This window comes from Cupriavidus sp. 09_S30 (assembly GCF_056930435.1).
In genome coordinates this window covers 855748-882085 of record NZ_JBXOWI010000001.1, presented here as the reverse complement: position 1 = coordinate 882085, position 26338 = coordinate 855748, and the positions used below count along the sequence as shown (strand labels likewise).

The 26338-nt window shown below is 67.7% G+C and carries 24 protein-coding genes and 2 tRNA genes; 14 read left to right on the top strand and 12 right to left on the bottom strand.

All coding sequences use genetic code 11. The annotated features are described in order from the left end of the window. The first annotated feature begins 263 nt into the window (after positions 1-263). Together AC1Z3O_RS04145 and AC1Z3O_RS04140 are read left to right on the top strand one after the other, a co-directional pair. Positions 264-863: a Maf-like protein gene (locus AC1Z3O_RS04145; protein ID WP_483513756.1), complete on the top strand. Its 600-nt coding sequence runs from the start codon at positions 264-266 to the stop codon at positions 861-863. Between the two features lie 7 nt (positions 864-870). Then, positions 871-1620 carry an SAM-dependent methyltransferase gene (locus tag AC1Z3O_RS04140; protein ID WP_483513754.1) on the top strand — a complete coding sequence of 250 codons (750 nt, stop codon included), beginning with the start codon at positions 871-873 and terminating at the stop codon, positions 1618-1620. A 75-nt stretch (positions 1621-1695) separates the two neighbouring features. Here AC1Z3O_RS04140 and AC1Z3O_RS04135 read toward each other — a convergent pair whose 3' ends face one another. The 4 genes from AC1Z3O_RS04135 to AC1Z3O_RS04120 are packed head-to-tail and all read right to left on the bottom strand — an operon-like array spanning position 1696 to position 4945. Beyond that, positions 1696-2841, bottom strand: coding sequence for a S49 family peptidase (locus AC1Z3O_RS04135; protein WP_483513752.1), 1146 nt, complete (start codon positions 2839-2841; stop codon positions 1696-1698). 9 nt (positions 2842-2850) lie between these two features. Further along, positions 2851-3249, bottom strand: coding sequence for a Rieske (2Fe-2S) protein (locus tag AC1Z3O_RS04130; RefSeq protein ID WP_483513750.1), 399 nt, complete (start codon positions 3247-3249; stop codon positions 2851-2853). Then, the gene (locus AC1Z3O_RS04125) at positions 3242-3901 is read right to left on the bottom strand and encodes an HAD-IA family hydrolase (protein ID WP_483513748.1); all 660 of its coding nucleotides are present in this window, start codon (positions 3899-3901) and stop codon (positions 3242-3244) included. Before AC1Z3O_RS04125 ends, AC1Z3O_RS04130 begins: the two co-directional genes overlap by 8 nt. Positions 3902-3943: 42 nt before the next feature. Further along, positions 3944-4945 (bottom strand): RluA family pseudouridine synthase, encoded by a 1002-nt coding sequence (locus tag AC1Z3O_RS04120; protein WP_483513747.1) that lies wholly within the window; start codon positions 4943-4945, stop codon positions 3944-3946. Positions 4946-5710: 765 nt separating this feature from the next. On the opposite strand from AC1Z3O_RS04120, the gene AC1Z3O_RS04115 reads away from it, so the two are divergent. The 5 genes from AC1Z3O_RS04115 (at position 5711) to AC1Z3O_RS04095 (ending at position 12655) form a co-directional block, all read left to right on the top strand. Further along, complete coding sequence (locus AC1Z3O_RS04115) at positions 5711-8896, top strand: Rne/Rng family ribonuclease (RefSeq protein WP_483513745.1); 3186 nt, start codon at positions 5711-5713, stop codon at positions 8894-8896. Between the two features lie 197 nt (positions 8897-9093). Further along, complete coding sequence (gene moaA, locus AC1Z3O_RS04110) at positions 9094-10218, top strand: GTP 3',8-cyclase MoaA (protein WP_483513743.1); 1125 nt, start codon at positions 9094-9096, stop codon at positions 10216-10218. Positions 10219-10259: 41 nt separating this feature from the next. Continuing rightward, entirely contained in the window at positions 10260-10865 is a 606-nt protein-coding gene (gene mobA, locus AC1Z3O_RS04105; RefSeq protein ID WP_483517511.1) for a molybdenum cofactor guanylyltransferase MobA, read from the top strand. A 33-nt stretch (positions 10866-10898) separates the two neighbouring features. Beyond that, on the top strand, positions 10899-12185 hold the full coding sequence (gene moeA, locus AC1Z3O_RS04100; protein WP_483513741.1) for a molybdopterin molybdotransferase MoeA: 1287 nt from the start codon (positions 10899-10901) through the stop codon (positions 12183-12185). A 203-nt stretch (positions 12186-12388) separates the two neighbouring features. Further along, positions 12389-12655 carry a hypothetical protein gene (locus tag AC1Z3O_RS04095; protein ID WP_483513739.1) on the top strand — a complete coding sequence of 89 codons (267 nt, stop codon included), beginning with the start codon at positions 12389-12391 and terminating at the stop codon, positions 12653-12655. A gap of 113 nt (positions 12656-12768) precedes the next feature. Here AC1Z3O_RS04095 and AC1Z3O_RS04090 read toward each other — a convergent pair whose 3' ends face one another. The 6 genes from AC1Z3O_RS04090 to AC1Z3O_RS04065 all read right to left on the bottom strand — a co-directional run bounded on the left by AC1Z3O_RS04090 (position 12769) and on the right by AC1Z3O_RS04065 (position 19477). Further along, positions 12769-14262, bottom strand: a complete 1494-nt coding sequence (locus AC1Z3O_RS04090) for a DNA recombination protein RmuC (RefSeq protein ID WP_483513737.1) — start codon at positions 14260-14262, stop codon at positions 12769-12771. A 52-nt stretch (positions 14263-14314) separates the two neighbouring features. Beyond that, positions 14315-15310 (bottom strand): 2-hydroxyacid dehydrogenase, encoded by a 996-nt coding sequence (locus tag AC1Z3O_RS04085; protein ID WP_483513735.1) that lies wholly within the window; start codon positions 15308-15310, stop codon positions 14315-14317. Between the two features lie 5 nt (positions 15311-15315). Next, positions 15316-16749, bottom strand: coding sequence for a sodium:proton antiporter (locus tag AC1Z3O_RS04080; protein WP_483513733.1), 1434 nt, complete (start codon positions 16747-16749; stop codon positions 15316-15318). Positions 16750-16904: 155 nt separating this feature from the next. Continuing rightward, entirely contained in the window at positions 16905-17603 is a 699-nt protein-coding gene (locus tag AC1Z3O_RS04075; RefSeq protein WP_483513731.1) for a LutC/YkgG family protein, read from the bottom strand. A gap of 37 nt (positions 17604-17640) precedes the next feature. Then, a complete protein-coding gene (gene pncB, locus AC1Z3O_RS04070) occupies positions 17641-18822 on the bottom strand; it encodes a nicotinate phosphoribosyltransferase (protein ID WP_483513729.1) in 1182 nt (393 codons plus the stop codon). Positions 18823-18928: 106 nt separating this feature from the next. Next, complete coding sequence (locus AC1Z3O_RS04065; RefSeq protein ID WP_483513728.1) at positions 18929-19477, bottom strand: hypothetical protein; 549 nt, start codon at positions 19475-19477, stop codon at positions 18929-18931. 311 nt (positions 19478-19788) lie between these two features. Here AC1Z3O_RS04065 and fdxA point away from each other — a divergent pair, with 311 nt between their 5' ends. The 3 genes from fdxA to AC1Z3O_RS04050 all read left to right on the top strand — a co-directional run bounded on the left by fdxA (position 19789) and on the right by AC1Z3O_RS04050 (position 21670). Beyond that, the gene (gene fdxA / locus AC1Z3O_RS04060; RefSeq protein WP_483513726.1) at positions 19789-20112 is read left to right on the top strand and encodes a ferredoxin FdxA; all 324 of its coding nucleotides are present in this window, start codon (positions 19789-19791) and stop codon (positions 20110-20112) included. 132 nt (positions 20113-20244) lie between these two features. Next, complete coding sequence (locus AC1Z3O_RS04055; protein WP_483513724.1) at positions 20245-21354, top strand: NAD(P)/FAD-dependent oxidoreductase; 1110 nt, start codon at positions 20245-20247, stop codon at positions 21352-21354. A 240-nt stretch (positions 21355-21594) separates the two neighbouring features. Continuing rightward, positions 21595-21670, top strand: a tRNA-Asn gene (locus AC1Z3O_RS04050). A 413-nt stretch (positions 21671-22083) separates the two neighbouring features. Here AC1Z3O_RS04050 and AC1Z3O_RS04045 read toward each other — a convergent pair. Then, positions 22084-22159, bottom strand: a tRNA-Met gene (locus AC1Z3O_RS04045). Positions 22160-22512: 353 nt separating this feature from the next. On the opposite strand from AC1Z3O_RS04045, the gene rpsU reads away from it, so the two are divergent. The 4 genes from rpsU (at position 22513) to AC1Z3O_RS04025 (ending at position 25078) form a co-directional block, all read left to right on the top strand. Then, the gene (gene rpsU, locus AC1Z3O_RS04040; protein WP_483513722.1) at positions 22513-22725 is read left to right on the top strand and encodes a 30S ribosomal protein S21; all 213 of its coding nucleotides are present in this window, start codon (positions 22513-22515) and stop codon (positions 22723-22725) included. A 225-nt stretch (positions 22726-22950) separates the two neighbouring features. Continuing rightward, a complete protein-coding gene (gene nodI / locus AC1Z3O_RS04035; protein ID WP_483513720.1) occupies positions 22951-23862 on the top strand; it encodes a nodulation factor ABC transporter ATP-binding protein NodI in 912 nt (303 codons plus the stop codon). Positions 23863-23864: 2 nt separating this feature from the next. Then, positions 23865-24770: an ABC transporter permease gene (locus tag AC1Z3O_RS04030; RefSeq protein ID WP_483513718.1), complete on the top strand. Its 906-nt coding sequence runs from the start codon at positions 23865-23867 to the stop codon at positions 24768-24770. A gap of 44 nt (positions 24771-24814) precedes the next feature. Next, positions 24815-25078, top strand: coding sequence for a hypothetical protein (locus tag AC1Z3O_RS04025; protein WP_483513717.1), 264 nt, complete (start codon positions 24815-24817; stop codon positions 25076-25078). 31 nt (positions 25079-25109) lie between these two features. Here the strand turns inward: AC1Z3O_RS04025 and AC1Z3O_RS04020 are convergent, their stop codons facing one another. Beyond that, positions 25110-26315 carry an O-succinylhomoserine sulfhydrylase gene (locus tag AC1Z3O_RS04020; protein ID WP_483513715.1) on the bottom strand — a complete coding sequence of 402 codons (1206 nt, stop codon included), beginning with the start codon at positions 26313-26315 and terminating at the stop codon, positions 25110-25112. Positions 26316-26338: the final 23 nt, after the last annotated feature.

Below are 26338 nucleotides of genomic sequence, written 5' to 3'. Positions count from 1 at the left end.
CGCTGTCAGGCACCGCTGGCTTACCGCTAGCTGCTTGGGCGCTAGGCTGCCTGACACTGCCTGACAATAGCCGCTTGCAATGCGGGCCGCGGTAAGGCGCGAGATGCAGGCACAGCAACCGATACATCACTCTCTGCCACGGCCGCCGCGCACTGGCCCGCCAAATCGCGAGCCACAAGCGGCAAAACGCAGCATTATACGTCGATAATCCGGCAAGAGTCAAAACCGGAACACACATCTTTCCTCTTTCCGCTCAATCACTTATGTCTTCCAGCAAGCACCCCGCCCTGATCCTTGGCTCCAGCTCGCCCTATCGCCGCGAACTGCTCGAACGTCTGCGCATCCCCTTCGACGTGGCCACGCCCGACATCGACGAAACGCCCCGCGCAGGCGAAACCCCCGAAGCCACCGCACTGCGCCTGTCCCTGGCCAAGGCCGAGGCCATCGCGGCACGCCACCCGGGTGCACTGGTCATCGGCTCGGACCAGGTAGCCACGCTCGACGGCGCACAGATCGGCAAACCCGGCACGCACGAAAAGGCGCTGGCCCAGCTCAAGCTGATGCGTGGACGCACCATCACATTCCACTCGGCCCTGTGCCTGCTCGACAGCCGCAACGGCCAATCGCAACTGGCCGACGTGCAGACACGCGCCACCTTCCGCGAGCTCGACGACACCGAACTCGAAGCCTACCTGCAACTGGAGCGCCCCTATGACGTGGCCGGCAGCGCGAAATCGGAGGGACTGGGCATCGCCCTGCTCTCCCGCGTGGAATCGGACGACCCCACCGCCCTGGTGGGACTGCCGCTGATCGCCCTCACCGGCATGCTGCGCCAGGCCGGCTACCCCTTCTTCCAGGCGTGAGGCGGGCATGAGCAGCAGCAATGTGAAGGGCGGCACCCTCTACCTGATTCCCAACACGCTCGGCAAGCGCGACGAGGCCGATCCCCTGCCCGATGTCATCCCGGCCGGCGTACAGCAGATCGCCGCAGGACTCGACTATCTGGTCGCGGAAAACGCCAAGACGGCACGCGCCTACCTGAAGAAGCTGGGGGAAACCACCGCGCTGGCGCGCCCCATCCAGCAGATCGAGATACGCGAGCTGAATGTCAACACCCGCGCCGAGGCGCTGGCAGAGTTGCTGGCGCCGATCCAGGCCGGCCGCGACGGCGGGCTGCTGTCTGAAGCCGGCGTTCCCGCCGTGGCCGACCCCGGCGCCGACCTGGTCCGGCTGGCACATGCCGCGGGCGTGCGTGTGCGCCCGCTGGTCGGGCCCAGCGCCATCCTGCTGGCGGTGATGGGGTCAGGACTCAACGGCCAGAGCTTCGCCTTCAATGGCTACCTGCCGGTGGACGCGGGGGAGCGCGCCCAGAAGCTGCGCGAACTGGAACAGCATTCGCGCAAGACGCGCCAGACCCAGGTCTGGATCGAAACGCCCTACCGCAATGCCGCCCTGCTGGAAGCCATGCGCCAGCATTGCGCAGGCTCCACGCTGCTGTCGATCGCGGTGGACCTGACGCTGCCGAGCGAAACCATCGTCACGCTGCCGCTGTCGGCCTGGCGGCCGGAGCGGCTCGATCTGCACAAGCGGCCCGCGATCTTCTCGCTGCTGGCCGCCTGACGGGCGCTTGCCGGATGCTTACCGGGCGCGCGGCCACCCTGGCCGTACGCCCGCCCGGCCTCCCGCACTTGCCACTTACTGCACGGACTGGAAGCGGTTGCCCAGCATCAACGTCTTGATCGCGGCGCTGCCCACGGCGGCGCCGAAACGCTTGGCCAGGCGCTCGGCCAGGTTCTCCTTGACCGTGTAGTCGACTATGTCCTCGGCCTTGAACAGGTCCCGAGCCACGTAGTCGGCGTTGCCGAGCCCGTCTGCCAGCCCCAGCTGGACGCTGCGCTCGCCGGTCCAGAACAGCCCCGAGAACAGGTCGGGATCGTTCTTCAGGCGGTCGCCGCGGCCTTCCTTGACCACGTCGATGAACTGCTGGTGGATCTGCTTGAGCATGGTCTGCGCATACTCCTTCTGGCGCGGCACCTCGGGCGAGAACGGATCGAGCATGCCCTTGTTGGCGCCGGAGGTGTACAAGCGGCGCTCGACGCCAAGCTTGTCCATCAGGCCGGTGAAGCCGAAGCCATCCATCAGCACGCCGATCGAGCCGACGATGCTGGCCTTGTCCACATAGATCTTGTCGGCCGCAGCCGCCACGTAGTAGCCGCCCGAGGCGCAGACCTCCTCGACCACCACATACAGCGGCTTGGACGGATAAAGCTTGCGCAGGCGATGGATCTCATCATTGATGATGCCGGCCTGCACCGGCGAGCCGCCCGGCGAATTGATCTTCAGGATCACCCCGGCCGCATTGCTATCGGCGAAGGCCGCCTGCAGCGCCGCGTTGATCGACTCCGCGCTCGCCGTCGTGCCCGCCGCGATCTCGCCGTCGAGCGACACCATCGCCGTGTGCCTCCCGGTGCCGATGGTGCCTTCGCCCTTCAGGTCGAAGACCAGCAGGAAGATCACAAGCAGCAGGGCCAGGCTGACGAAGCGGAAGAAGATGCGCCAGCGGCGCGCCGCGCGCTGTTCCCGCAGCGTGGCCATCAGCACCTTTTCCAGCACGTCGCGCTCCCAGCCGCCGCTCACCGGACCGCCGCCGCCGGAAATCCGCTCGGCCCGCTCCTCGGATTCGCGGCGGGCGGCAGCATCGCCCTTGCGCAACTCGTCCTCTAGCGGGAAATCCGCGCGGCGCGCCGTTTCCAGGCGCTCATCGCCGGCTGCGCCGCCCTCTTCGCTGCCCGGCTTGCGCGGCGTGTCGTCGTCGAACGGAGGTTTTTGCTGTTCTGTCATGCAGGAACTCTAGGAGAAGGTCGATGGCGCATCCGCAGCGGCATCCGGTGCGACATAAGGCGGTTCGGGCAGCCAGTACACGCCGTCCGGCCGTTCTTCGATGCGCAGCTTGGCGAGCGTGGCGCCACGGCAAGGGCCGCCGACGCACTGCCCGGTATCGGGCGCGTAGAGGGCGCCATGTGTCGCGCACATCAAGTATAGGCCCGAGGACTCGAAGAACTGGCCCTCCTGCCAGTCGAGCTCCATCGGCACGTGGGCGCACTGGTTGAGGTAGCCGTGAACGGCGCCGTCGAAGCGCACCGCGAAGGCGCCCACCTGGCGTCCGCGCAGCTCGACCAGGAAGCGCACGCCGGTGCCGCCTTCCACCAGCGCGTCCGCCGCGCAAAGGCGCTGGGCCTCTTCAGCCATGGCGCAGCAACCAGGAGTTGAGGTCGGCGACCGAGGCCGCACAGTGCACCGGCGCCATCGCCTGCAGCGAATCGGCCGGGTGGGCGCCGTAGCTCACGCCGATGCCGGCCGCGCCGGCATTGACTGCCATCTGCAGGTCGTGGGTGGTATCGCCGACCATCACCGTGCGCGCCATGTCCTGGCCGAGTTCGCGTGTCAGCTCGTGCAGCATGGCCGGATGCGGCTTGGAGAAGGTCTCGTCGGCGCAGCGCGTGGCATCGAACAAGCTGGCCAGCCCGGTGGCCTCCAGCGCGCGCTGGAGGCCGACACGTGTCTTGCCGGTGGCCACGCCGAGGAAGTAATGCTCGGCGCGCAGCGCCTCCAGCATCTCACGCACGCCATCGAACAGCACCAGCTCGGCGTCGCGCGTGAGGAAATGGAAGCGGTAGCGCTCCGCCAGCTTGGGATAGTCGGCCGGATCCAGCGTGGGGACGGCGTAGGACAGCGCGTCCTTCAGCCCCAGTCCGATCACGTGGGCCGCCGCGCTGTCGTCGGGCACCGGCAGCCCCAGGTCGAGCGCGGCGAGCTGGATGCACTTGGCGATGGTCGGGGTGGAATCCATCAGGGTTCCGTCCCAGTCGAACACGATCAGGTCAAAGCGTTGCCTGGACATGGCTTTCGGTATCCTCGTCTGTCTCGTCTGTCGTTGGCGCGTTCAGGCCGGCCGGCCCGCGCGCTCGCGCAACTGTTGCAGGAAGCCCACGCATTCGGCGGGCAGCGGCGCGCGCACCGTCACCGATTCGCCGGTGGCGGGGTGCGCAAAGGTGAGCTGATGGGCGTGCAGGAACATGCGCCGGATGCCCGGCTGCGCCCCTGCCCGCGCCAAGGCCTTGTTCAAGGTGAAATCGCCATACTTCTCGTCGCCGACGATGGGAAAGCCCGAGTGCGCCAGGTGCACGCGGATCTGGTGCGTGCGCCCCGTCTTCAGCTCGGCCTCCACCAGCGTGAAGCCGGGGAAGGCCTCGACGCGGTTGAACACCGTGTGCGAGGCCAGCCCGTCGGCCTGCACCCGCACCCGGCGCTCACCGTCTGCGGTGGTGTACTTGAATAGCGCAAACTTCACATGCTGGCGCGCATTCTGGAATTCGCCCGCCACGCAGGCGTAATAGCGTTTGTCGAGCGCATTGCCACGGATCTGCTCGTGCAGCCCCACCAGGGCCGAGCGCTTCTTGGCAAGCATCAGGATGCCCGAGGTTTCGCGGTCGAGGCGGTGGACCAGTTCCAGGAAACGCGCCTCCGGCCGGGCCTGGCGCAACTGCTCGATGACGCCGAATGCGACGCCGGAGCCACCGTGGACGGCCACGCCCGCCGGCTTGTCGATGATCAGCAGGTGCGCATCCTCGAACAGCACGGGGAAGCTGGCAGGCGGCACGAAGCCGGCCGCAGCAGGCGCGGCAGCCACGCGAATCGGCGGGATCCGCACCACATCACCGCTCTTCAGCCGGTAAGTGGCGTCGACGCGTCCCTTGTTGACCCGTACCTCGCCCGAACGCAGGATGCGGTAGACATGGCTCTTGGGCACGCCCTTGGCGGTCTTCAGCAGGTAGTTGTCGATGCGCTGGCCGTCGGCCTCTTCGCCGACTGTCACATACGCCACCTGAGGGCCCGCTGCGGGCGTCCGCGCCTCTTTTTCAATTTGATGGCGTAACTCATTCATTTTCAATATAATTTCCTCGCTGTTCCGGCCAAGGACCGGCAGCGCAAATCCGGTGTAGGCGATTTATCGCATTTTACACTTCGGGTTGCAGCCAGCCCGGCCAGCTTCGCATCGAATTGCGTACCCCGCAGATGCCAGGCTGGCGAATGGCAGCAAAAAGCAGCACGCACGGCACCACCCGCGCGCAGGAAGCCGCCCGTAGTCGGCTTCGGCGATGATGGCGGTGACGTGGGAACAGAGTGTTCAGGTAGAACAGAATTTGACTGCGGATGCCCGAGGCATCCGCTTTGGTGAGAGAAGTCCCGCCCGCACCGGCAAGACGGTGCCGGCCGGCAGGCTTGCCTCGCAGCTGGCTGGTATTACCGGCGCCCGGTCGCAGAACTCTAAGAAGGTATAGGTGCGCCCGCCAGGAGATGTCAGCATGCGGACAAGCGTTGTCGCCCGACAAATTGCTCTTTGACGCGTCTCGGCCACACCGCGGCCGGCCGCGGTGTGGCCGGCGCGGTTTGCCTGGCCCCCGCCGCCAGCAAGCAGGGAATTCCGCCGGCATGCTGCATCGAGCAGCCGCCGGCCCTCTCTCACAACACGCGGACGTCGCCAGGACGCCGTAGCCTCTCCTCACCCGCGCCCAGCCGGCCGCGCCCATTCGCGCACCGGCGCATTCGGCAATTCTCCCACCCCCACTCGCGCTCCCTCGCGTGCTCCATGGAACGCCGCGGGCGCCGCATGACGGCGCCTTGCGCGGCATTGGAGTGAGGTAATGCGATGAAACGCATGCTATTCAATGCGACGCAGCAGGAAGAACTGCGCGTCGCGATTGTCGACGGTCAGAAACTGATCGACATCGACATCGAGGCCGCCGGGCGCGAACAACGCAAGGGCAATATCTACAAGGGCGTGATCACCCGCATCGAGCCCTCGCTGGAAGCCTGCTTCGTCAACTACGGCGAAGAGCGCCATGGCTTCCTGCCCTTCAAGGAAGTGGCGCGCGCCTACTTCAAGGAAGGCATCGACGTGCGCAACGCGCGCATCCAGGATGCCCTGCACGAAGGCCAGGAACTGATCGTCCAGGTCGAGAAGGAAGAGCGCGGCAACAAGGGCGCGGCGCTGACCACCTTCATCTCGCTGGCCGGCCGCTACCTGGTGCTGATGCCCAACAACCCGCGCGGCGGCGGCGTATCGCGCCGCATCGAGGGCGAGGACCGCCAGGAACTGCGCGAGACCATGGCGCAGCTGACCGTGCCGGACGGCATGAGCATCATCGCCCGCACTGCGGGCATCGGCCGCTCGGCCGAGGAACTGCAGTGGGACCTGAACTACCTGCTGCAACTGTGGAAGGCCATCGATGGCGCCGCCGGCGACAATAAGGCGCCGCTGCTGATCTACCTGGAATCCAGCCTGGTGATCCGCGCCATCCGCGACTACTTCCAGCCGGACATCGGCGAGATCCTGATCGACACCGACGAGATCTACGAGCAGGCCCGCGCCTTCATGAGCGTGGTGATGCCAGACAACCTCAACCGGGTCAAGAAATACCGCGACGACGTCCCCCTGTTCTCGCGCTTCCAGATCGAACACCAGATCGAGTCGGCCTATTCCCGCATGGTGATGCTGCCCTCGGGCGGCGCCATCGTGATCGACCACACCGAGGCGCTGGTCTCGGTCGACGTGAACTCGGCGCGCGCCACCAAGGGCGCCGACATCGAGGAAACGGCGCTGCGCACCAACCTGGAAGCGGCCGACGAGATCGCCCGCCAGTTGCGCCTGCGCGACCTGGGCGGCCTGATCGTGATCGACTTCATCGACATGGAGTCGAGCAAGGCCCAGAAGGATGTCGAAACCCGCCTGAAGGACGCCCTGCGCCATGACCGCGCGCGCGTGCAGATGGGCAAGATCAGCCGCTTCGGCCTGATGGAGCTGTCGCGCCAGCGCCTGCGCCCCTCGCTGTCGGAAGGCTCGCACATCACCTGCCCGCGCTGCAACGGCACCGGCCACATCCGCGATACCGAATCGTCCGCCCTGCAGGTGCTGCGCATCATCCAGGAAGAGGCGATGAAGGAAAACACCGCCGCCATCCATTGCCAGGTGCCGGTGGAGGTGACCGCCTTCCTGCTGAACGAGAAGCGCCAGGAGATCAACCTGATCGAAATGCGCTTCAAGGTCAATGTGCTGCTGATTCCCAACAAGCACCTGGAAACGCCGCACTACAAGCTGGAACGCCTGCGCCACGACGATCCGCGCCTGGAAGAAAGCACCGCCAGCTACAAGATGGCCGAGGCCGCCGCCAAGGAACTGGAGGCCGACACCAGCTACAGCAGCCGCAAGAAGGAAGACGCCAAGCCGCGCCAGGAAGCCGCGGTCAAGGGCATCACTCCCGAGCAGCCCGCACCGGTCTCGACGCCGCGTCCCGAACGCGCTGCGCGCCAGGAAGCACCTGCCGCACCGCCGGTGCCGGCTACCCAGCCGGTCGCCAGCGGCGGCTTCATCGCCTGGCTGAAGGGCCTGTTCGGCGCCAAGCCGGCAGCCCCGGTGGTTGAGCCGGCCAAGCCGGTGGCTGCCGAGACGCGCGGTGGCGAAGGCCGCCGCGAGCGCGGTGAACGCGGCCAGCGCGGTGAACGTGGTGAGCGCGCCCAGGGCGGCCGCGGCGAGCGCGCCGAGCGTGGCGAACGCACCGAGCGCGGTGAACGTGGCGAGCGCCAGGGTGGCCGCGGCCAGCGTGGCGAGCGCGGCGAACGTCCGTCGACCGAGCAGAAGGGCGAACGCGCCCCGCGTCCGCAGCGCCAGCCGGCCGAGCAGCAGGCCGTGCCTGCGGCCCGCCAGGCCGAAGGCGGCCAGGAACGCCGCGAACGTGGCGAGCGCGGTGAACGTGCCGAACGTGGCGAACGCCCCGAGCGTGGCGAACGTGCTGAGCGCGGCGAGCGCCGCGAGCGCGGCCGCGAGCGCCAGCGTGAGCGTGGCGAGGCCCGTGAAAGCGAGGCCGGCGAAGAGGTGACCGCAGCAGCAACCGTAGCAGCAGTCGCCGCCGGAGCAGCGTTGCAGGAAGGCGCCCCGGCACAGGCCGGCGCCGGCATTGCGCCGCGTGACACCGAGGAAGCCGCAAGCACCGACCTGCCGGAAGGCGTCGAGGGCGCGGAAGCGGCCGAAGGCGGCGAAGGCGAAGAGCGCCGCCGCCGCAACCGTCGCGGCCGCAACCGCTATCGCCGCGAGCGCGAGGAAGGCCTGCAGAATGGTGAGGCTGAAGCCGCAGAAGCCGGCGAAGCCGGTGCCGAGGTGGCGCCTGTCGCTGCACCGGTGGTCGCCGAGGCCGCACGCGCTGAGGAAGTCGTGGTAGCACGGGTCGAAGAAGTGACCGAAACGACTCAATCCGTCCGCCCGGCAGCAGCCGTGGCCGAGGAAGGCACGGCCGCCCCCGTGGCCGCCGCCGGCCCCGCGCCCGCCGCAGCATTCGAAGCCGCGACCGCGTACAGCCAGCCGATCCAGGCTGCTGCCGCGCCGGTGGCTGAAGTGGCGCCTGTGGCGGAAGCCGCGGCCCAAGCCGCGCCTGCCGTTGCCGCAACTCCGGCTGCCCCGGCCGTGATGGCCGAAGCGGCCGCACCGGCTGCCCCGGTGGCGTCCGAAATGGCCGCGCCGGCACCCGCAGCGCAGGAGCCGGCACCGGCGATCGCCGCGGTGCAAGCCGAGGTCCCGGCCCCCGCCGTGCAGGCCGCCGCACCGGCGGTCCCGCCGGCCGACCTGGAGCCGATGCTGGCCGCCGCTGGCCTGCAGTGGGTCCACACGGATGCCGACAAGCACCGTGCTGCGCAAGAGGCCGCAGCCCGTATCGTCCCCGCCCCGCGGGTGCCGCGCGAGCGCAAGCCCCTGCCGCCGCTGCCCGAAGGTCCGATGATCCTGGTCGAAACCGGTGGCAGCCAGGTGGAAATGGCTTCGCAGCAGCAGCAACAACAGCAGTAAGAGACGCACCGCCGCGGCCATCCGCCGCTGCCTGAAAGGGGACGGGAAACCGTCCCCTTTTTCATTCCCGGCCCCTCATTCCCGGTCCCGCGCAGCACGTATCGCCGGCGTGCTCGGCTAGAATGACGGCATAACGTCATCGCGCCACGGGCGGCGGGCAGACCGCCCACCGCCCGCGCCGCCCCAGCCCTCAGGCCATGACCGAGACCGTCATCCCCCTCCTCGACCTGCGCGACCATCGCTATCGTTCGATGGCGCCCGGCATTCCGGCCGAGCTGGTGCCGCCCTCTGGCCTGCTGGCCGACACGCGCGGGCGCCGGCTGCACGACCTGCGCATCTCGGTGACGGACCGCTGCAACTTCCGCTGTGTCTACTGCATGCCCAAGGAGGTGTTCGACAAGGACTACACCTTCCTGCCGCATGGCGAACTGCTGAGCTTCGAGGAGATCGAGCGGGCAGCGCGCATCTTCGTCGCCCACGGGGTCGAAAAGATCCGCCTCACCGGCGGCGAACCGCTGCTGCGCAAGAATATCGAGAAGCTAGTGGAAATGCTGGCGCGCATCGAGACCGTCTCGGGCAAGCCGCTGGACCTGACACTGACCACCAATGCCTCCCTGCTCGCGCGCAAGGCGCGCGCGCTGCGCGACGCCGGCCTGACGAGAGTCAGCGTCAGCCTGGATGCCATCGACGACACCATCTTCCGGCGCATGAACGACGTCGACTTTCCCGTTGGCGACGTGCTGGCGGGCATCGAGGCGGCGCAGGCTGTCGGACTGGCGCCGATCAAGGTGAACATGGTGGTCAAGCGTGGCGTCAACGACGGCGAGATCGTGCCGATGGCCGCGCACTTCCGCGGCAGCGGCATCATCGTGCGCTTCATCGAATTCATGGATGTGGGCGCCAGCAACCATTGGCGCATGGACGAGGTGCTGCCATCGGCCGAGGTCGTGCGCCGCATCGACGCAGCCTTCCCGCTCGAGCCGCTGGACGCCAACTACAGCGGCGAGACGGCCGAACGCTGGCGCTATCGCGATGGCGCCGGCGAGATCGGCGTGATCTCCAGCGTCACCCACGCCTTCTGCGGCGACTGTAGCCGCATTCGCCTGTCGACCGAGGGGCGGCTCTACCTGTGCCTGTTCGCCACCGAGGGCTACGATCTGCGCGAACTGCTGCGCGGCGGCCGCAGCGACCTGGAAATCGCCAATGCGATCGCTGCCGTGTGGCAGCCGCGCACGGACAACTATTCCGAGCAGCGCGGCAATCCGGCCGTGCGCCAGGCGCGCGCCGAGCACAAGATCGAGATGTCCTATATCGGCGGCTGACCGCCATGCCGCCTATCGCCGCCAATCGCCAGCAGCGCACCATGATCGACCGCCACGACATCACCGGCCTGATCCTCGCCGGCGGCCGGAGCAGCCGCATGGGCGGCAGCGACAAGGGGCTGCAGATGGTGCACGGCATGCCGCTGGCCATGCATGCGCTGTCGCGGCTGGCGCCGCAGGTCGGCGCCACGATCATCAATGCCAACCGCAACCTGGACCTTTACCAGGCCTTCGGTGTGCCCGTGGTGCGGGACTCCGTGCCGGACTTCGCCGGCCCGCTGGCCGGCGTGCTGGCCGGCATGGAGCAATGCCGGACCGGCTGGCTGGTCACCGCACCGTGCGATTCGCCGCTGCTGCCGGTCGACCTGGTGGCGCGGCTGGTCGAGGGCCTCACCTCGGCCAAGGCGGAACTCGCCATGGCCGTCACGCGCGGCACGCAGGGGCAACGGCAGCCGCAGCCCGTCTTCTGCCTGCTGCCGGTCTCGGCGCTGGACAGCCTGCAGGCCTACCTGGCCGGTGGCGGGCACAAGGTGGAAACCTGGGCCGCATCGCACCGGCTGGCCGAAGTCATGTTCGAAGACGCCCTCGCCTTCGCCAATATCAATACGCTGGAAGAATTGCACGCCTTCGACCAGTCCCGGGCGTAGCATGCGCGCCCGGCCATCCAATCCGAGACCCTGATGCCCTCTCTGCAATCCGTCATCTCCTGCCAGTCCGGCTATGATCCGGGCGCCCTCCCGGTCGCCCATGCCCAGCGCATCCTCAGCGAAGTAGCCGAGCCGGTGCGGGGCATCGAGCAGGTCGCCCTGCGCGATGCGCTGGACCGCGTGCTGGCCGAAGACGTGATTTCCCCCATCGACGTGCCGGCCCACGACAATGCTGCCATGGACGGTTACGCCTTCGCCGGCGACGTACTGGCCGCGGCACCGGAGGGCGAGCTGGTCTTGCAGGTGGTCGGCACGGCGCTGGCGGGCGGCGCGGGCGCGCTGTCGCCTGGCCCCGGGCAGGCGCTGCGCATCATGACCGGCGCGGTGATGCCGGCCGGCTGCGACACCGTGGTACCGCAGGAGTTTGTCGAGGCCTCGCCGGATGGCCGGATCCGCTTCGCGGCCGGGGCTGTGCGCCGCGGGGACAACCGCCGCCTGCGCGGCGAGGATCTCGCACAGGGCCGCCCGGCGCTCGCCGCCGGCCGCCTGCTGCGGCCTGCCGACCTGGGCCTGCTGGCCTCGCTCGGCGTGGCCGAGATCAAGGTCCGGCGCCGCCTGCGCGTGGCCTTCTTCTCCACCGGCGACGAACTGCGCTCCATCGGCCAGCCGCTCGACCCTGGCTGCGTCTACGATTCCAACCGCTACACGCTGCATGGCATGCTGCGCCGGCTGCATGTCGAGCTGATCGATATGGGGGTGGTCCGGGACGATCCGGATGCGCTCGAGGCAGCGCTGCGCAGCGCCTGCGAAAACGCCGACGCGGTGATCACCTCAGGCGGTGTTTCGGTCGGCGAGGCGGACTACACCAAAGAGACCATGGCCCGGCTGGGCGACGTGCGTTTCTGGACCATCGCCATGCGTCCCGGCCGGCCGATGGCCTTCGGCCGCATTGCCTCGGCGGGACACGAAGCCCTGCTGTTCGGCCTGCCCGGCAATCCGGTGGCGGTGATGGTGACCTTCTACCAGATGGTGCGCGGCGCACTGCACCGCATGATGGGCACCGACGAGCCGGCGCCGCCCCTGCTGCGCGTGCGCAGCGCCCAGGCCATGCGCAAGAAACCGGGGCGCACCGAATACCAGCGCGGCGTGCTGGCCCGCGCCGATGACGGCCAACTGGAGGTGCGCGTCACCGGTCAGCAGGGCTCGGGCGTGCTGCGCTCGATGAGCGAGGCCAACTGCTTCATCGTCCTGGACCACGACCAGGGTCCGGTGGCCGCCGGCGACCCGGTGGAGGTGATGCTGTTCGACGGGCTGGTCTGAGCATGGCGGCCGGGCAGCCCGGCTGCGGCAGCTCCCGTCGCGTGCGCCGCCAGCCGGGTGCCCACTGTCGTTTTTGCGCACCAATCCGACCGCATGAGCCCCCCCTTTAGCCGGATATGCGCCCCCCTCCGGTGCCGGGCGATGCGCGGCTCGGCCCAAACCGCTACACTTGCGCAACATCACTTTGTTTACAGCCTGTTGTCATGAACCAGGAGATCGCCTACCTCCACCCGGTCAAGACCGCCCGCGCGCTTGTGCTGGTCTACCTGTGCTTCTCGGTGCCTATCGTGTCGCTGGCCCTGTTCGTCGCCTTCGTCCGCTACGGCGACCTGCCCGGCATCACCGTGTTCACGGCCCTGATTCTGAACGCCCTGGTCGGCTTCGGCCTGCTGTGGCTGGCCTGCAAGGCCTACAACTGGGTAGCCGCACGTTTCGGCGGCATCGAAGTCGTCATCCGCGAGTGCCGCTGAGCAGGATCGGCTGACGCGCCGCGCCGCCCCTGGGCAAACGCGGGGCCACGCCGGCACTCCCTGCCCGTCCCCGCCGCCCGGCGGCTTTCCCAGGCGGTTTCCAAGCCGCCACCTCAGTCCCTCTCTTCAGGCACCGACGCCTCGCCCTGCCCCAGCAGCCGCTGCGCGGCCTCGCCAGGCAAGGCCTCGACCTTGCGCAGCTTGCGCTCCATCTGCCGGGTGCGCACCTCGGCCTGCTCGATATTGCGGGCGGCGCGCTCCAGCGTATCGCGCGTCTTCGCCAGTACCTCGCCGAACTTGCCGAACTCGGTCTTGACCGCGCCCAGCACCTCCCACACCTCGCTCGAGCGCCGTTCCAGCGCCAGCGTGCGGAACCCCATCTGCAGGCTGTTGAGCAAGGCGGTCAGCGTGGTCGGGCCGGCCACCGTGACGCGGTAGTCGCGCTGCAGCAGGTCGGCCAGGCCGGGCCGGCGCAGCGCCTCGGCATACAAACCCTCGGTGGGCAGGAACAGGATGGCGAAATCGGTCGTCTGCGGCGGCGACAGGTATTTCTCCGCGATGGCCTGCGCCTCGCGCTTGAGCGCCGATTCCAGTTCGCGGCCGGCCACGGCCACGCCCTCGGCATCGCTGCGCTCCTGCGCGTCGAGCAACCGCTCGTACTGCTCCTTGGGAAACTTGGCATCGATCGGCAGCCAGACCGGTGCCCCGCCGGCATCCTTGCCGGGAAGCCGGACCGCGAACTCCACGCGCGCGCCGGAATTGCGCACGGTCTCCACGTTCTTGCCGTACTGCTCGGCGGTGAGCAACTGCTCCAGCAGCATCTCGAGCTGCACCTCGCCCCAGGTCCCGCGTGTCTTCACATTGGTCAGGACGCGCTTCAGGTCGCCCACGCCTTGCGCCAGCACCTGCATCTCGCCCAGGCCGCGGTGCACCTGCTCGAGCCGGTCGGACACCAGCTTGAACGACTCGCCCAGGCGCTGCTCCAGCGTGGCGTGCAGCTTCTCGTCGACGGTGCGGCGCATCTCCTCGAGCTTGAGCGCGTTGTTGGCCTCGATATCGCGCAGCTTCTGCTCCAGCGTGGCGCGCACCTCGGCCAGGCGCCGTTCGTTGGCCTCGGACATCTGCGCTAGCTGCTGCTGCAGCCCGTCACCGAAGCGGCGCAGCGCGGCGCCCTGCTCCTCGCGCGCCTGCTGGCCCTGCAGCATCAGGTTCTGCCTGACCCGCTCGAGCTGCTGGGCATTGGATTCGGTCAGCTTGGCGAGTTGCTGGGCGAAGGTGTCGATCTGGCTGTTCTGCAGCGTGGCGATGCTGGTCAGCTGCGAGGACAGCGCCTGTTGGAAGCGCATCATCTGCTGGCCGGATTCGCCACGATTGGCGCGCGCGGTCTCGGCCACCTCGGTGCGCAGTTCGCGCTCGAGCCGTTCGCTGGCACGCGCGTGTTCGCCGCGCAGTGCCGCCAGTTCGCGCTGCAATGCATCGGCGGCGGCGTCGACCGCCGCTTCGGCGCCGGCATCGCCGGACCCGCCGCGCAGGCGCAGCAGCACGAGCGCGAGCAGGATCACGGCCGCCACCGCGGCGGCCAGCGTGGAGAGGGAAATCAGGGTCATGAGAGTGGGTGGAGGGGCGGCGGTGACAGCAGTGACGGCGGTGACGGCCGCCTCAGCGGCGGCGCGGCATCACCTCCGGGTTGATCACCGAGCGTGGCTTGCCGGCTTCCGGACCGGCGTCGAGCGCCGCGATCAGGTTGTCCGCGGCGAGCTGCGCCATCGCCCGGCGCGTCTTCTCCGACGCACTGGCGATATGCGGGGTCAGCACGACATTGGGCACCGTCAGCAGGTCGGGATGCACGGCGGGCTCAGCCTCGAACACATCGAGCCCCGCGGAGAAGAGGCGGCGCTCGCGCAGCGCGGCGGCCAGCGCGGCATCGTCGACGATGCCGCCGCGCGCCAGGTTGACGAGCGTGGCGGTTGGCTTCATGCGTGCCAGTTCGGCCGCGCCGATGGCATGGTGGCTCTCGGCGCTGTAGGGCAGCACCAGCACCAGGTGGTCGGCGCGCGCCAGCAGTTCGTCCTTGCTCACATAGCTCGCGTTCAGGCTTTGCTCCACCTCCTGCGGCAGCCGGCTGCGGTTGTGGTAGAGCACCGGCATGCCGAAGCCGGCCGCGCGCCGCGCCAGTGCCTGGCCGATGCGGCCCATGCCGAGGATGCCGAGCGTGCTGCCGTACAGGTCCATGCCGAGGAACATGTCGTAGCTCCAGCGCTGCCACTTGCCGGCGCGCAGCCAGTGCTCGGACTCGGTCACGCGGCGTGCGGCCGCCATGAGCAGCGCCCAGCCGAAGTCGGCGGTGGTTTCGGTGAGCACGTCCGGCGTGTTGGTCGCCACGATGCCGGCCGCGGTCAGCGCCGGCACGTCGAGATTGTTGTAGCCCACGGCCATATTGCAGACCGCGCGCAGCGCCGGCAGCCCGCTGATCAGGCCCGCATCGATGCGGTCCGCGGCGTTGGCCAGCACGCCGGCCTTGCCCGCCAGCCGCGCGCTGAGCGCGGCCGCATCGAGCGGCACGTCCGGCTGGTTGTCGTCAACGTCGAAGTATTGCGCCAGCCGTTCGAGCACGTCGGGAAAGATGGCGCGGGTAACGAGGATGGAAGGCTTCATCGCGTTCACTCGTGGAAGAACAGGAAGGTCATCACCAGGAAAAGCGGCACCAGAACGCACATCGACCAGGCCATGAAGCCGAAGAAGCCCGGCATGCGTACGCCGCGCCCCTCGGCGATGGCCTTCACCATCAGGTTGGGGGCATTGCCGATATAGGTATTGGCGCCCATGAAAACAGCACCGGCCGAGATCGCGGCCAGCGTCGAGGCATTGTGCGTCATCAGGGTAGCGGCATCGCCGCCGGCGGTGTTGAAGAAGACCAGGTAGGTCGGCGCATTGTCGAGGAAGGACGACAGCACGCCGGTGGCCCAGAAGTACATGCTGTCGATCGGCTGGCCATTGGCATCGCTGACGGCGTGGATCACCGGAGCGAACGGGCCCTGGGTCCCCGCCTTGAGCATGGCGATGACCGGAATGATGGTGAGGAAGATGCCGGCGAACAGCTTGCCCACCTCCAAAATCGGCTCCCAGCCGAACTCGTTGCCGGCACGCGCCGAATGCGGCGTCAGCAGCAGCGAGGCGATGGCCACGACCACCAGCAGCACGTCGCGCAGCAGGGCCGGCAGCGCCACCTCGGTTCCCATCACGTTGAAGTCGATCCCAGGCTTCCACATGCCGCTCATCAGCACCAGGCCGATGACCGCCAGCAGCAGCACGAAGTTGACCTTGCCTTCGATGGCAATGCCGCGGCTATCGGGCGTGGGGTCCATCGCGGGCGGCAGGTCTTCCTCCTTGTTCAGGTAGTAGTGCCGGTCGATGAAATAGAAGATGACGAGCAGGGACGCGCAGATGAAGAGCGTCTCGAACAGGATGTTGCGCATCGTCCAGAAGAAGTCCACGCCCTTGAGGAAGCCGAGGAACAGCGGCGGGTCGCCCAGCGGCGTCAGCGCGCCGCCCGCATTGGCCACCAGGAAAATAAAGAAGACCACCACGTGCGCGACGTGGCGGCGATTGTCGTTCGCCCGCAGCAGCGGCCGGATCAGCAGCATGGCCGCGCCGGTGGTGCCCATCAGGCTGGCCAGCGCCGTGCCCAGCGCCAGGATGCCGGTATTCAGCCGCGGCGAGCCATGCAGGTTGCCGCGCACGCAGATGCCGCCGGCCACGATATAGAGCGTGCCCACCAGCACGATGAATGGGATGTACTCGGCAAGCAGCGCGTGCAAGGCGTTGGCCAGGGCAGCATGGATGCCGAACACCAGCGCGAACGGTACGATGAAGACCAGCCCCCAGGCCGCCGCCACCTTGCCGAAATGGTGGTGCCAGAAGCGCGGCGCCAGCAGCGGCACCAGTGCAATCGACAGCAGGATGCCGGCGAACGGCGCGCCCCACAGCGGCGACAGCGCGGCACCATCGAGATCGGCCGCACCTGCAGGCAGGGTGAACGCGCTCAGGAAAAGCAATGGTGGCAGCAGCCGCAAAGGCGGGGGAACACGTCGCATCAGGCGGAATCTCCTTGGCTTGAAGGTCGGGGGCGCGCGCGCCGCGAAGCGCGGCGGCGCCATGGTGCGTGCGCAGGGCAGCGCCAGGGCAAGGCCTGGCTGCCGGCACGCGGCGAGCCCTCAAGTGTAAAGCAAGCGGCGCAGCGTGCCGGGGGTCAGGGCTGGCTTAAGGGCTGGCCGACCAGGATCACGTGCACCCGGTACGGACCATGCGCGCCCAGCACGATGGTCTGCTCGATGTCGCCGGTGCGGGAGGGGCCGCTGATGATGTTGGTGGCGCGCGGCAGCACGCCGTGTTCGCTGCGCACCAGCGCGAAGGCGTCTTCCAGGCCGGCGACGATGCGTCCGGCCGGCACGATGGCGATGTGGGTCTCGGGCAGCAGCGCGGCGGAAGCGAAGGTCTGCGGGCCCGACAGCAGCATCAGGGAGCCGGTCTCGGCGATGGCGCAGAAGCAGCCCGTGATGCCGACCAGGTCGCCGTGGTCGTGGTCTGCCTGCGGGTCGCGCACCGGCGGGCGGCATTGCACGTCCAGCCCGTGCTGCTGCCAGGGCAGCCCGGCCAGCGTGTCCCAGGCGACGGCGCGCCGCCCCAGGCCGAGCTCGTCCAGGTAGGTGGCCACGGCAGCGGGCACGTCGGCCTCACTGGCCACGCGCGCCACCGTCGACGCCATCTTGCGTGCCTGGGCGGCAAAGGCTTCGGCGAGATCGGGCGGCACTGCCGGGCGCGGGCCCTGCGGATGCCGGGCCAGGTAGTCGGCCACGGCCTCGCGTTCGCCGCTGCCGACCTTCGTCGGCCTGCCCTGGGCGGCGCGGATGCGGGCGAAGATGCGGTCGCGTGCGTTGCTGGTGTCCATGTCTGCTCTAGGGGCGATGGCGGGAGCGGCCTGCCGATTATACGGGGCGGGGGTCGATGCCGAATACCTGCCGCAGGTAGGCCAGGTAGGCCGGGTCGTCGCACATGGTCTTCTCCGGCGCGTCGGACAGCTTGGCCACCGGCTGCCCGTTGCAGCGGACCATCTTGATGACGATCTGCAGCGGCGTGTAGCCCAGGTCATTGGTCAGGTTGGTGCCCACGCCGAACGCCAGCCGGCAACGACCGCTGAAGCGTTCGAACAGCTCGATCACGCGCGGAATGTCCAGGCTGTCGCTGAAGATCAGCGTGCGGCTGCGCGAGTCGACGCGATGGGCGGCGTAGTGTGCCAGCATGCGTTCGCCCCAGGCGACCGGGTCGCCCGAGTCATGCCGCACGCCATCGAACAGCTTGCAGAAGTACAGGTCGAAATCGCGCAGGAAGGCGTCGAATCCGTAGGTGTCGGACAGCGCGATGCCGAGATCGCCCCGGTACTCCTTGGCCCAGGTCTCGAGTGCGAACACCTGCGAATCGCGCAGCCGCGGACCGAGCGCCTGGCAGGCTTGCAGGTACTCGTGCGCCATGGTGCCCAGCGGGGTCATCTTGTGCAGGCGCGCGAAGTGCACATTGCTGGTGCCTGCCAGCTGCGGTCCGAGCACACGCTGCATGGTCAGCAGCACCTCCTCCTGCCAGTCCCGCGAGAAGCGGCGCCGGCTGCCGTAGTCGGCGATCACGCAAGCGGCATGGGCCGGCACCTTCAGCAGCGCCAGCTTGTTCTCCAGCCGGCGGCGCCCCTCCTCCAGGTCGGGGTTGGGCTGCGTGCGGCGGAAGTAGACCTCGTTGATGATGGCCAGCAGCGGCACCTCGAACAGGATGGTGTGCAGCCACGGGCCGCGGATGGCGATGTCGATCTCGCCATTGCCCTTGGGCGATGGCGTGATCCGCACGTATTTCTCGTTCAGGTGGAACAGGTCGAGGAAGTCGACGAAGTCGCTCTTGATGAAGCGCAGCCCACGCAGGTAGTCGAGCTCCTCCTCGGTGAAGCGCACCTGGCACAGCTGGGCCACCTCGGCCCGGATCTCGTCGATGTACGGCGTCAGGTCGACGCCGGCGTTACGGCACTTGAAACGGTACTCGACCTGGGCGGCGGGGAAATGATGCAGCACCACCTGCATCATCGTGAACTTGTACAGGTCGGTGTCGAGCAGCGAAGTAATGATCATGGCGGGCAAACGGCAATGCCGGGTCAGGGCCACATGCTACCCGAACTGCCTGACCCGCGCCCAGCACACGCCCCGCACATGCCCCGCACATGCCCGGAAACGCCGCTCAGGCGCCGTCCAGGTAGGGGTCGGGCTGGCGCGCCCTGCCCGCGCCCCGCATGCACCACAACTTGTGCCCGTGCATGCCGGGACAGGGCACCAGCACGGCCTGGGCTCGCGGCACATTGTCCGGCAGCGGCTCGGCAAACGCGCCCAGCTCGGTCATGATGCGCTCGCGATAGACCGGCTGGCCATCGCGCAGGAACACCAGCATCTGGATGCGCTGCGTGCGCGGCGGCTGCAGCTCGGGGCTGCAGGGCATCAGCCCCGCCCGTCCGCAATTGGCCACGCCGTCGCCGGCGGGCACCTGGCGCACGCTGAAATGGTCCCAGTCGAAATCCGTCAGGTCGGCCAGCGCCACGGGTTGTGTGCCGCTGGCGCCCCACGCCACCAGCCGGGCGACGACGCTGCGGGCATCGCCGGCGCCATTGAGCGATTGCGCCCAGGCACCGGCCGCCATCGCCAGCGCGGCAAGGCCGGCCACAGCACAGGCGTGAAACGCAGGGGGGCGCCGCAGCCGCATGCGCCGCAGGGCAAGGCAAAGGCGAGGTGGCACGGGTCAGGTCTCCTGTTGCGCAATGCCGCCGCCGGGCCCGGCGCGGCCATATACAGCATAGAACGTCGGCATCACACCGGCGGTATCAAAGTGCCGGAATGGGTCGCGAAACTGAGCTTGATCAAATATACATAAAGAAATAAGAAAACTATCTGATCCGGCTATATAGAGGCACTGCCCTCGCCTGCCGGCTCGGATACAATATGGATCTTTGAAAGATCATGGCCCGCGCTCGCGCAACGCTCTCATGGCGGCGCGGCGACAAGCGGCCAAAGCCCCCATCCAAGCCGATCCGATTTTCTGGAACCGAAATGACCCACGTTGTCACCGAATCCTGCATCCGCTGCAAATACACCGACTGCGTCGACGTGTGTCCGGTTGATTGCTTCCGCGAAGGCCCGAACTTCCTCGCCATCGACCCGGACGAGTGCATTGATTGCGCGGTGTGCGTGGCCGAATGCCCGGTGAATGCGATCTACGCAGAGGAAGACGTCCCTGGCGACCAGCAGCAGTTCATCCCGCTGAACGTCGAGCTGGCCCGCGGCTGGCCCTCCATCACTAAGACCAAGCCGCCCCTCGCCGAAGCCGAGGAGTGGAAAGACGCCACCGACAAGCTGCAATACCTGCAGCGCTGATCACAACACGGCCCGCGGCCGCCGGCCGCCTCGCGCCGCAGCGAGACGCAAGCCCGCCGGGCCGGGAAGCCGTCCCCACGCGCTTTCCCGCCACGATGGGCGCACCGCGCCCGCAGAATGTACAGGACGATTATGGATTTGAGCATTCCAAACCCCGTCGCCGACACCACGCAGCGCGCCACCACCGGCACCACGGGCGGCGGCCAGCCGCTGGAGATCGACGCGCTGATCGTGGGCGCCGGCCCCGTAGGCCTGTTCCAGGTCTTTGAACTTGGCCTGCTCGAGATCAAGGCCCACGTGATCGACTCCCTCAAGGTGGTCGGCGGCCAGTGCGTCGAGCTCTATCCCGACAAGCCGATCTACGACATCCCGGCGGTGCCCATCTGCACCGGCCAGGAACTGACCGACAACCTGCTCAAGCAGATCGAGCCCTTCGAGCCCACCTTCCACCTGGGACAGGAAGTGTCGGTGGTCGAACGCCGCGAAGACGGCCGCTTCTACGTCGCCACCTCGACCGGCACGCGCTTCATCACCAAGACCATCTTCATTGCCGCAGGCGTGGGCTCCTTCCAGCCGCGCACGGTGAAGGTGGAGGGCATCGACCGCTTCGACGGCAAGCAGTTCTTCTACCGCGTCAAGGATCCGAGCCGCTTCCACGGCCGCAACCTGGTGATCGTCGGCGGCGGCGATTCCGCGCTGGACTGGACGCTGGACCTGGTCGGCAAGGCCGAGTCGGTGGTGCTGATCCACCGGCGCGACGGCTTCCGCGCCGCGCCGGCCTCGGTCGCCAAGATGAAGGAACTGTGCGAGCAGATGGAGATGCAGTTCGTGGTCGGCCAGATCGGCGGCTACGAGGAAAAGGACGGCCTGCTGACCGAGCTGAAGGTCACCGGCGCCGACGGCGTGACGCGCCGCCTGCCGCTGGACGACCTGCTGGTCTTCTTCGGCCTGTCGCCCAAGCTGGGCCCGATCGCCGAATGGGGCCTGGACCTCGAGCGCAAGCAGATCAAGGTGGACACCGAGAAGTTCGAGACCAACATCCCGGGCATCTTTGCGGTGGGCGACATCAACACCTATCCGGGCAAGAAGAAGCTGATCCTGTCGGGCTTCCACGAGGCCGCGCTGGCAGCCTTCGGCGCGGCGCCCTACATCTTCCCCGAGAAGAAGATCCACATGCAGTACACCACCACCTCGCCCAAGCTACACAAGATCCTGGGCGTGGATAGCCCGGTGTTCGACTGATCCTGGCCGAACCCGACAAAAAAGCCGCCTCCGGGCGGTTTTTTTCTGGCACAAAGCAGGAAGTGCCGCTATAATGCGGCCTCGCTCTTGAGCGGCGCACGGACAAGACGGCCTGCAAGGCCTGAAACCCGCGCCGGCACTGGCGAACCAGAGATTCGGCGCAGCTGATGACATCGATAAAATGTTAAAAAGCTGTTGACGAATCGAAGAGAAACTGGTTATAATTTCTTTCTCAGCTGTTCCCCGATAGCTCAGTCGGTAGAGCGCCGGACTGTTAATCCGTAGGTCCCTGGTTCGAGCCCAGGTCGGGGAGCCAAAGAATGCGAAGGCCCGCAAGCAATTGCGGGCCTTTTTGCATTGGCGCCGCGCCGATGCACTCCCCCGCCGCTGAGCCCTCGAATCCCTGAAGAACCATAACTCAGACCGGAGACATAGGTAACGGGTGTTCGGAGACATAGGTAACGGGTGTTCGGAGACATAGGTAACGGGTGTTCGGAGACATGGGTGACACCCATGCCTCCAGACCGAACAAACCACAAGGGACGGCACGACGCACTGCCTCGGCGGCGATCAGCCCGCATCCCGCATCACCAGGGGCCAGCAAACCAAGAAGGACAGAGCGCGAGGCAGGACAACGCAGAACCGCTCAAGCGGAACAAGCAGGAAAGGGAAGTATGGGGAGGAGCAGCAGGAAAACCGGGGACAGCGAGAAGACTCGCCGGAAGAGACTGGTTGCGGGGGCAGGACTTGAACCTGCGACCTTCGGGTTATGAGCCCGACGAGCTGCCAACTGCTCCACCCCGCGTCCGATCTGTAAATGATACCGCACTTCGAGCCTGCGCGCCACCCCTCCCCACCCCGTGTTCTTGACAATGTGGCGATAATCGCGTAAAAGGTAGAGTTTATTCTGCTCGCGTACATGTATACGTCGATTCACCGTCGGCGCACGCACTGTGGCTCGAGCAAACACCGGCCGCCGGGCCTACCGGCGGATCGATGCAATAGAAGGGATTTGGATTCCAGTGCCGCGATGGTCGGATGCCGACGGCGATTGCCAGCCGGCGCGCCTCGCCAGAAGTACCAGGGCGAATCCCCGGGCGCGCGCCGCCTCCTCCCGTTTGAACCACGCCGCCCTGCGGCATCCCGTAAAGGACTGAGTTGACTAAGATCGTCTTGAAACCAGGTGAGCCCGTTGAAGTCGCAATGCGACGCTTCCGCAGGGCAATTCTCCAAACCGGCCTGATCGTTGAGCTCAAGAGCCGGACCTCGTACGAAAAGCCGACGACTGAGCGCAAGCGCAAGAAGAAGGCTGCCGAGTCGCGCCTGCGTAAGCGCCTGCGTATGCAGATGCTGCCGAAGAAGCTCTACTGAGCCTCTCCGCCTGAAAAAAACCGCCAGTCCGCTGGCGGTTTTTTTTGCTCTGGAGCTGCGTGATGGGGATATGCGCTACCCGGCCCCAGCCCGGCGGGTAGCGCACGGGAATTCTTGTCGCCTCTGCGGCACGCTGATTTGCTGCGGTGCGCCAAGCATGCACCACGCCAAGGCCCGGCATAATGGCTGGTATTGCGCCACCGGCGTACTTGATCCCCCACCGCCTTGACCGCCATCCTCCAACTGCACAAGGTGCGCAAGCACTATGGCGATGCCCTCGTGGTCGACGATCTCGATCTCGAAGTGCAGCGCGGACAGTGCTTCGGCCTGCTCGGCCCCAACGGGGCCGGCAAGACCACGACGCTGCGCCTGCTGCTCGGACTGACCACGCCGGCAGCGGGCAGCATCATGCTGTGCGGCGAGCCGGTGCCGGAGCGGGCGCCACAGGCCCGCATGCGTGTGGGCGTGGTGCCGCAATTCGACAACCTCGATCCGGACTTCAGCGTGATCGAGAACCTGCGCATTTTCGGCCGCTATTTCGGCCTGCGTTCGGCCGAGATCGAGCGGCGCATCCCCGCCCTGCTCGACTTCGCCCGGCTCGAGAACCGCGCCGATGCGCAGGTGCGTGACTTGTCCGGCGGCATGCGCCGGCGCCTGACGGTAGCGCGCGCGCTGATCAACGACCCCGATCTGCTGGTGCTGGACGAGCCGACCACGGGGCTCGACCCGCAGGCGCGCCACCTGATCTGGGAACGGCTCAAGTCGCTGATGGCCGCCGGCAAGACCATCTTGCTGACGACGCACTTCATGGAAGAGGCCGAACGGTTGTGCAACCACCTCTGCGTGATCGACGGGGGCCGCAAGATCGCCGAAGGACGGCCGCACGAACTGATCGATACGCAGATCGGTTGCGACGTGGTCGAAGTCTATGGCGATGAACTGGAGCCCCTGCGGGTGCACCTGGGCCCGCTCGCCCAGCGCGTGGAGATCAGCGGCGAGACGCTGTTCTGCTACGTTCGCGAACCCGCCCCGCTGCTGGCCGCGCTGCACGGCAACGGCGGCGTGCGCTACCTGCACCGGCCCGCCAACCTGGAGGACGTGTTCCTCAAGCTGACGGGACGGGAGATGAGGGATTGAGCATGGCTGAACAGGACCCCCGTACGGACTCCCAGATGGACCCCCATACGCCGCCGCAGGCGCCCGCCGCACAGGATGTGCAGGATGCGGGTGCAGGCCGCGCCAGGCCCGCTGCGGCCGGCCGGAGCTACCCGCAGCCGCTGTGGCCGCGCAACCTGCGCAACTGGACCATGGTCTGGTACCGCAACTACATGGTGTGGAAGAAGCTGGCCGTGCCGTCCTTGATCGGCAACCTGGCCGATCCGATGATCTATCTGTTCGGGCTTGGCCTTGGGCTGGGCATGCTGGTCGGGCACGTCAGCGGCGTGTCGTACATCGCCTTCCTGGCTGCCGGCACCACCGCCTCGAGCGTGATGATGTCGGCCAGCTTCGAATCGATGTACTCCGCCTTCTCGCGCATGCATGTGCAGCGCACCTGGGAGGCCATCATGCACGCGCCGCTGACACTGGGCGACGTGGTGCTGGGCGAGGTCGCCTGGGCCGCCAGCAAGGCCGTGCTGTCGGGCACGGCCATCATGCTGGTGGCCGGCACGCTCGGCTACGCACACTGGACAGGGATGCTGCCGGCACTGGCCGTCATCGTGCTGGCCGGCCTGGCCTTTGCCAGCCTGGCCATGATCGTCACGGCGCTTGCGCCCAGCTATGACTTCTTCATGTTCTACCAGACGCTGGTGATGACACCGATGCTGCTGCTGTCCGGTGTATTCTTCCCGCTCGAACAATTGCCCGCCGGTGTGCAGGCGGCGGCCGAGATGCTGCCGCTGGCCCACGCTGTCGCGCTGATCCGCTCACTACTGCTCGGCTGGCCGCTGGACGGCGCGCTGCTGCATGTGGCGGTGCTGGCGGCCTATGCCTTCGCCGCGCTGATGCTGGCGCTGGTGCTGCTGCGCCGGCGCCTGCTGCGATGAGGCGCGCACTGCGGGCTGCAACAGGCTCCACGATGGGATCCACAATGGGAAGCATGAGCGGGGTCGCGCCGGGCCGGCGCAACGCGACGGCAGGCCTGCTGGCGGTGCTGGCGGCGGCGACCGGCACGGCAGGATGCAGCGTCGTGGGTGCTACCGTCGCCGTGGGCAGCGTGGCGGTTTCGGCCGCCACGACAGTCGGCTCTGCGGCGGTCAGCGTGGCCTCCACCGCGGTGGAAACCACCTACGACCTGGGCAAGGCCGGCGTCAAGGCAGCCGCCGGCAGCGACGGCGAGACGCCGCCGCATTGACTCACGGCTTGCGCGGCAGGCGCCGCGCGCCTCAGTCGCGCAGGCCGCGCAGCAGGTCCGCCTTCAGGTCGGCGACCGACTCCAGCCCCACCGCCATCCGGATCAGGCCTTCGCCGATGCCGGCGGCGGCCTTGGCTTCGGCGCTCACACGTGCATGCGTGGTGGTGTACGGATGGGTCAGCGTGGTGCGCGTATCGCCCAGGTTGCCGGTGATCGAGCACAGTTGCGTGCTGTCGATCACGCGCCAGGCGTTGGCGCGCTGCTGCTCCGGTGTGTCGCCCTTCAGCTCGAAGGACACGATGGCGCCGCCGCCGCTCTGCTGGCGCATGGCGATCTCGTGCTGCGGATGGGACTTCAGCGCCGGATGATAGACGCGCGCCACCGCCGGATGCGATTCCAGGAACTCGGCCAGGGCCAGCGCGCTGGCGGAATGCCGCTCCATGCGCAGCGCCAGCGTCTCCATGCCCTTGAGCATCACCCAGGCGTTGAAGGCGGACAGGGTCGGCCCCGCGGTGCGTACGAAGGGGAAGACCTTGCCCATGATGAAATCGTGCGAGCCCACCACCGCACCACCGAGCACACGGCCTTGGCCGTCGATGTGCTTGGTGGCGGAGTGCACCACGATGTCGGCTCCGAACTTCATCGGCTGCTGCAGCGCCGGCGAACAGAAACAGTTGTCGACCACCAGCAGCGCGCCGGCATTGTGCGCGATGTCAGCCACCGCGGCGATGTCGGCCACCTCGGTCAGCGGGTTCGACGGCGTCTCCAGGAAGAACAGCTTGGTGTTGGGCCGCACCGCCGCGCGCCAGGCCGCCAGGTCGGTCGGATCGACGAAGGTGGTCTCGACGCCGAACTTGCCGAAGATGTTCGAGAACAGCGTCATAGTCGAGCCGAAGATCGCGCGCGAGCTGACCAGGTGGTCGCCCGCCTGCATCGCCGACAGCACCACCGACAGGATGGCGCTCATGCCCGAGGCCGTGGCCATGCAGGACTCGGCGCCCTCCAGCGCGGCCAGCCGCGACTGGAACATGCTGACGGTCGGGTTGGTGAAGCGCGAATAGGTGAAGCCGTCTTCCGAGTTGGCGAAGCGCTCGGCCGCCTCGGCCGCGCTGTGGAAGCAGAAGCTGGAGGTCAGGTACATCGCCTCCGAGTGCTCCATGAACTCGCTGCGCAGGGTGCCGGCGCGCACGCCGAGCGTATCGATGCCAAGGGAGTCGAGGGGGAGCGGTTCGTTCATGGTAGGTGCGGCGCGGCGCGCGG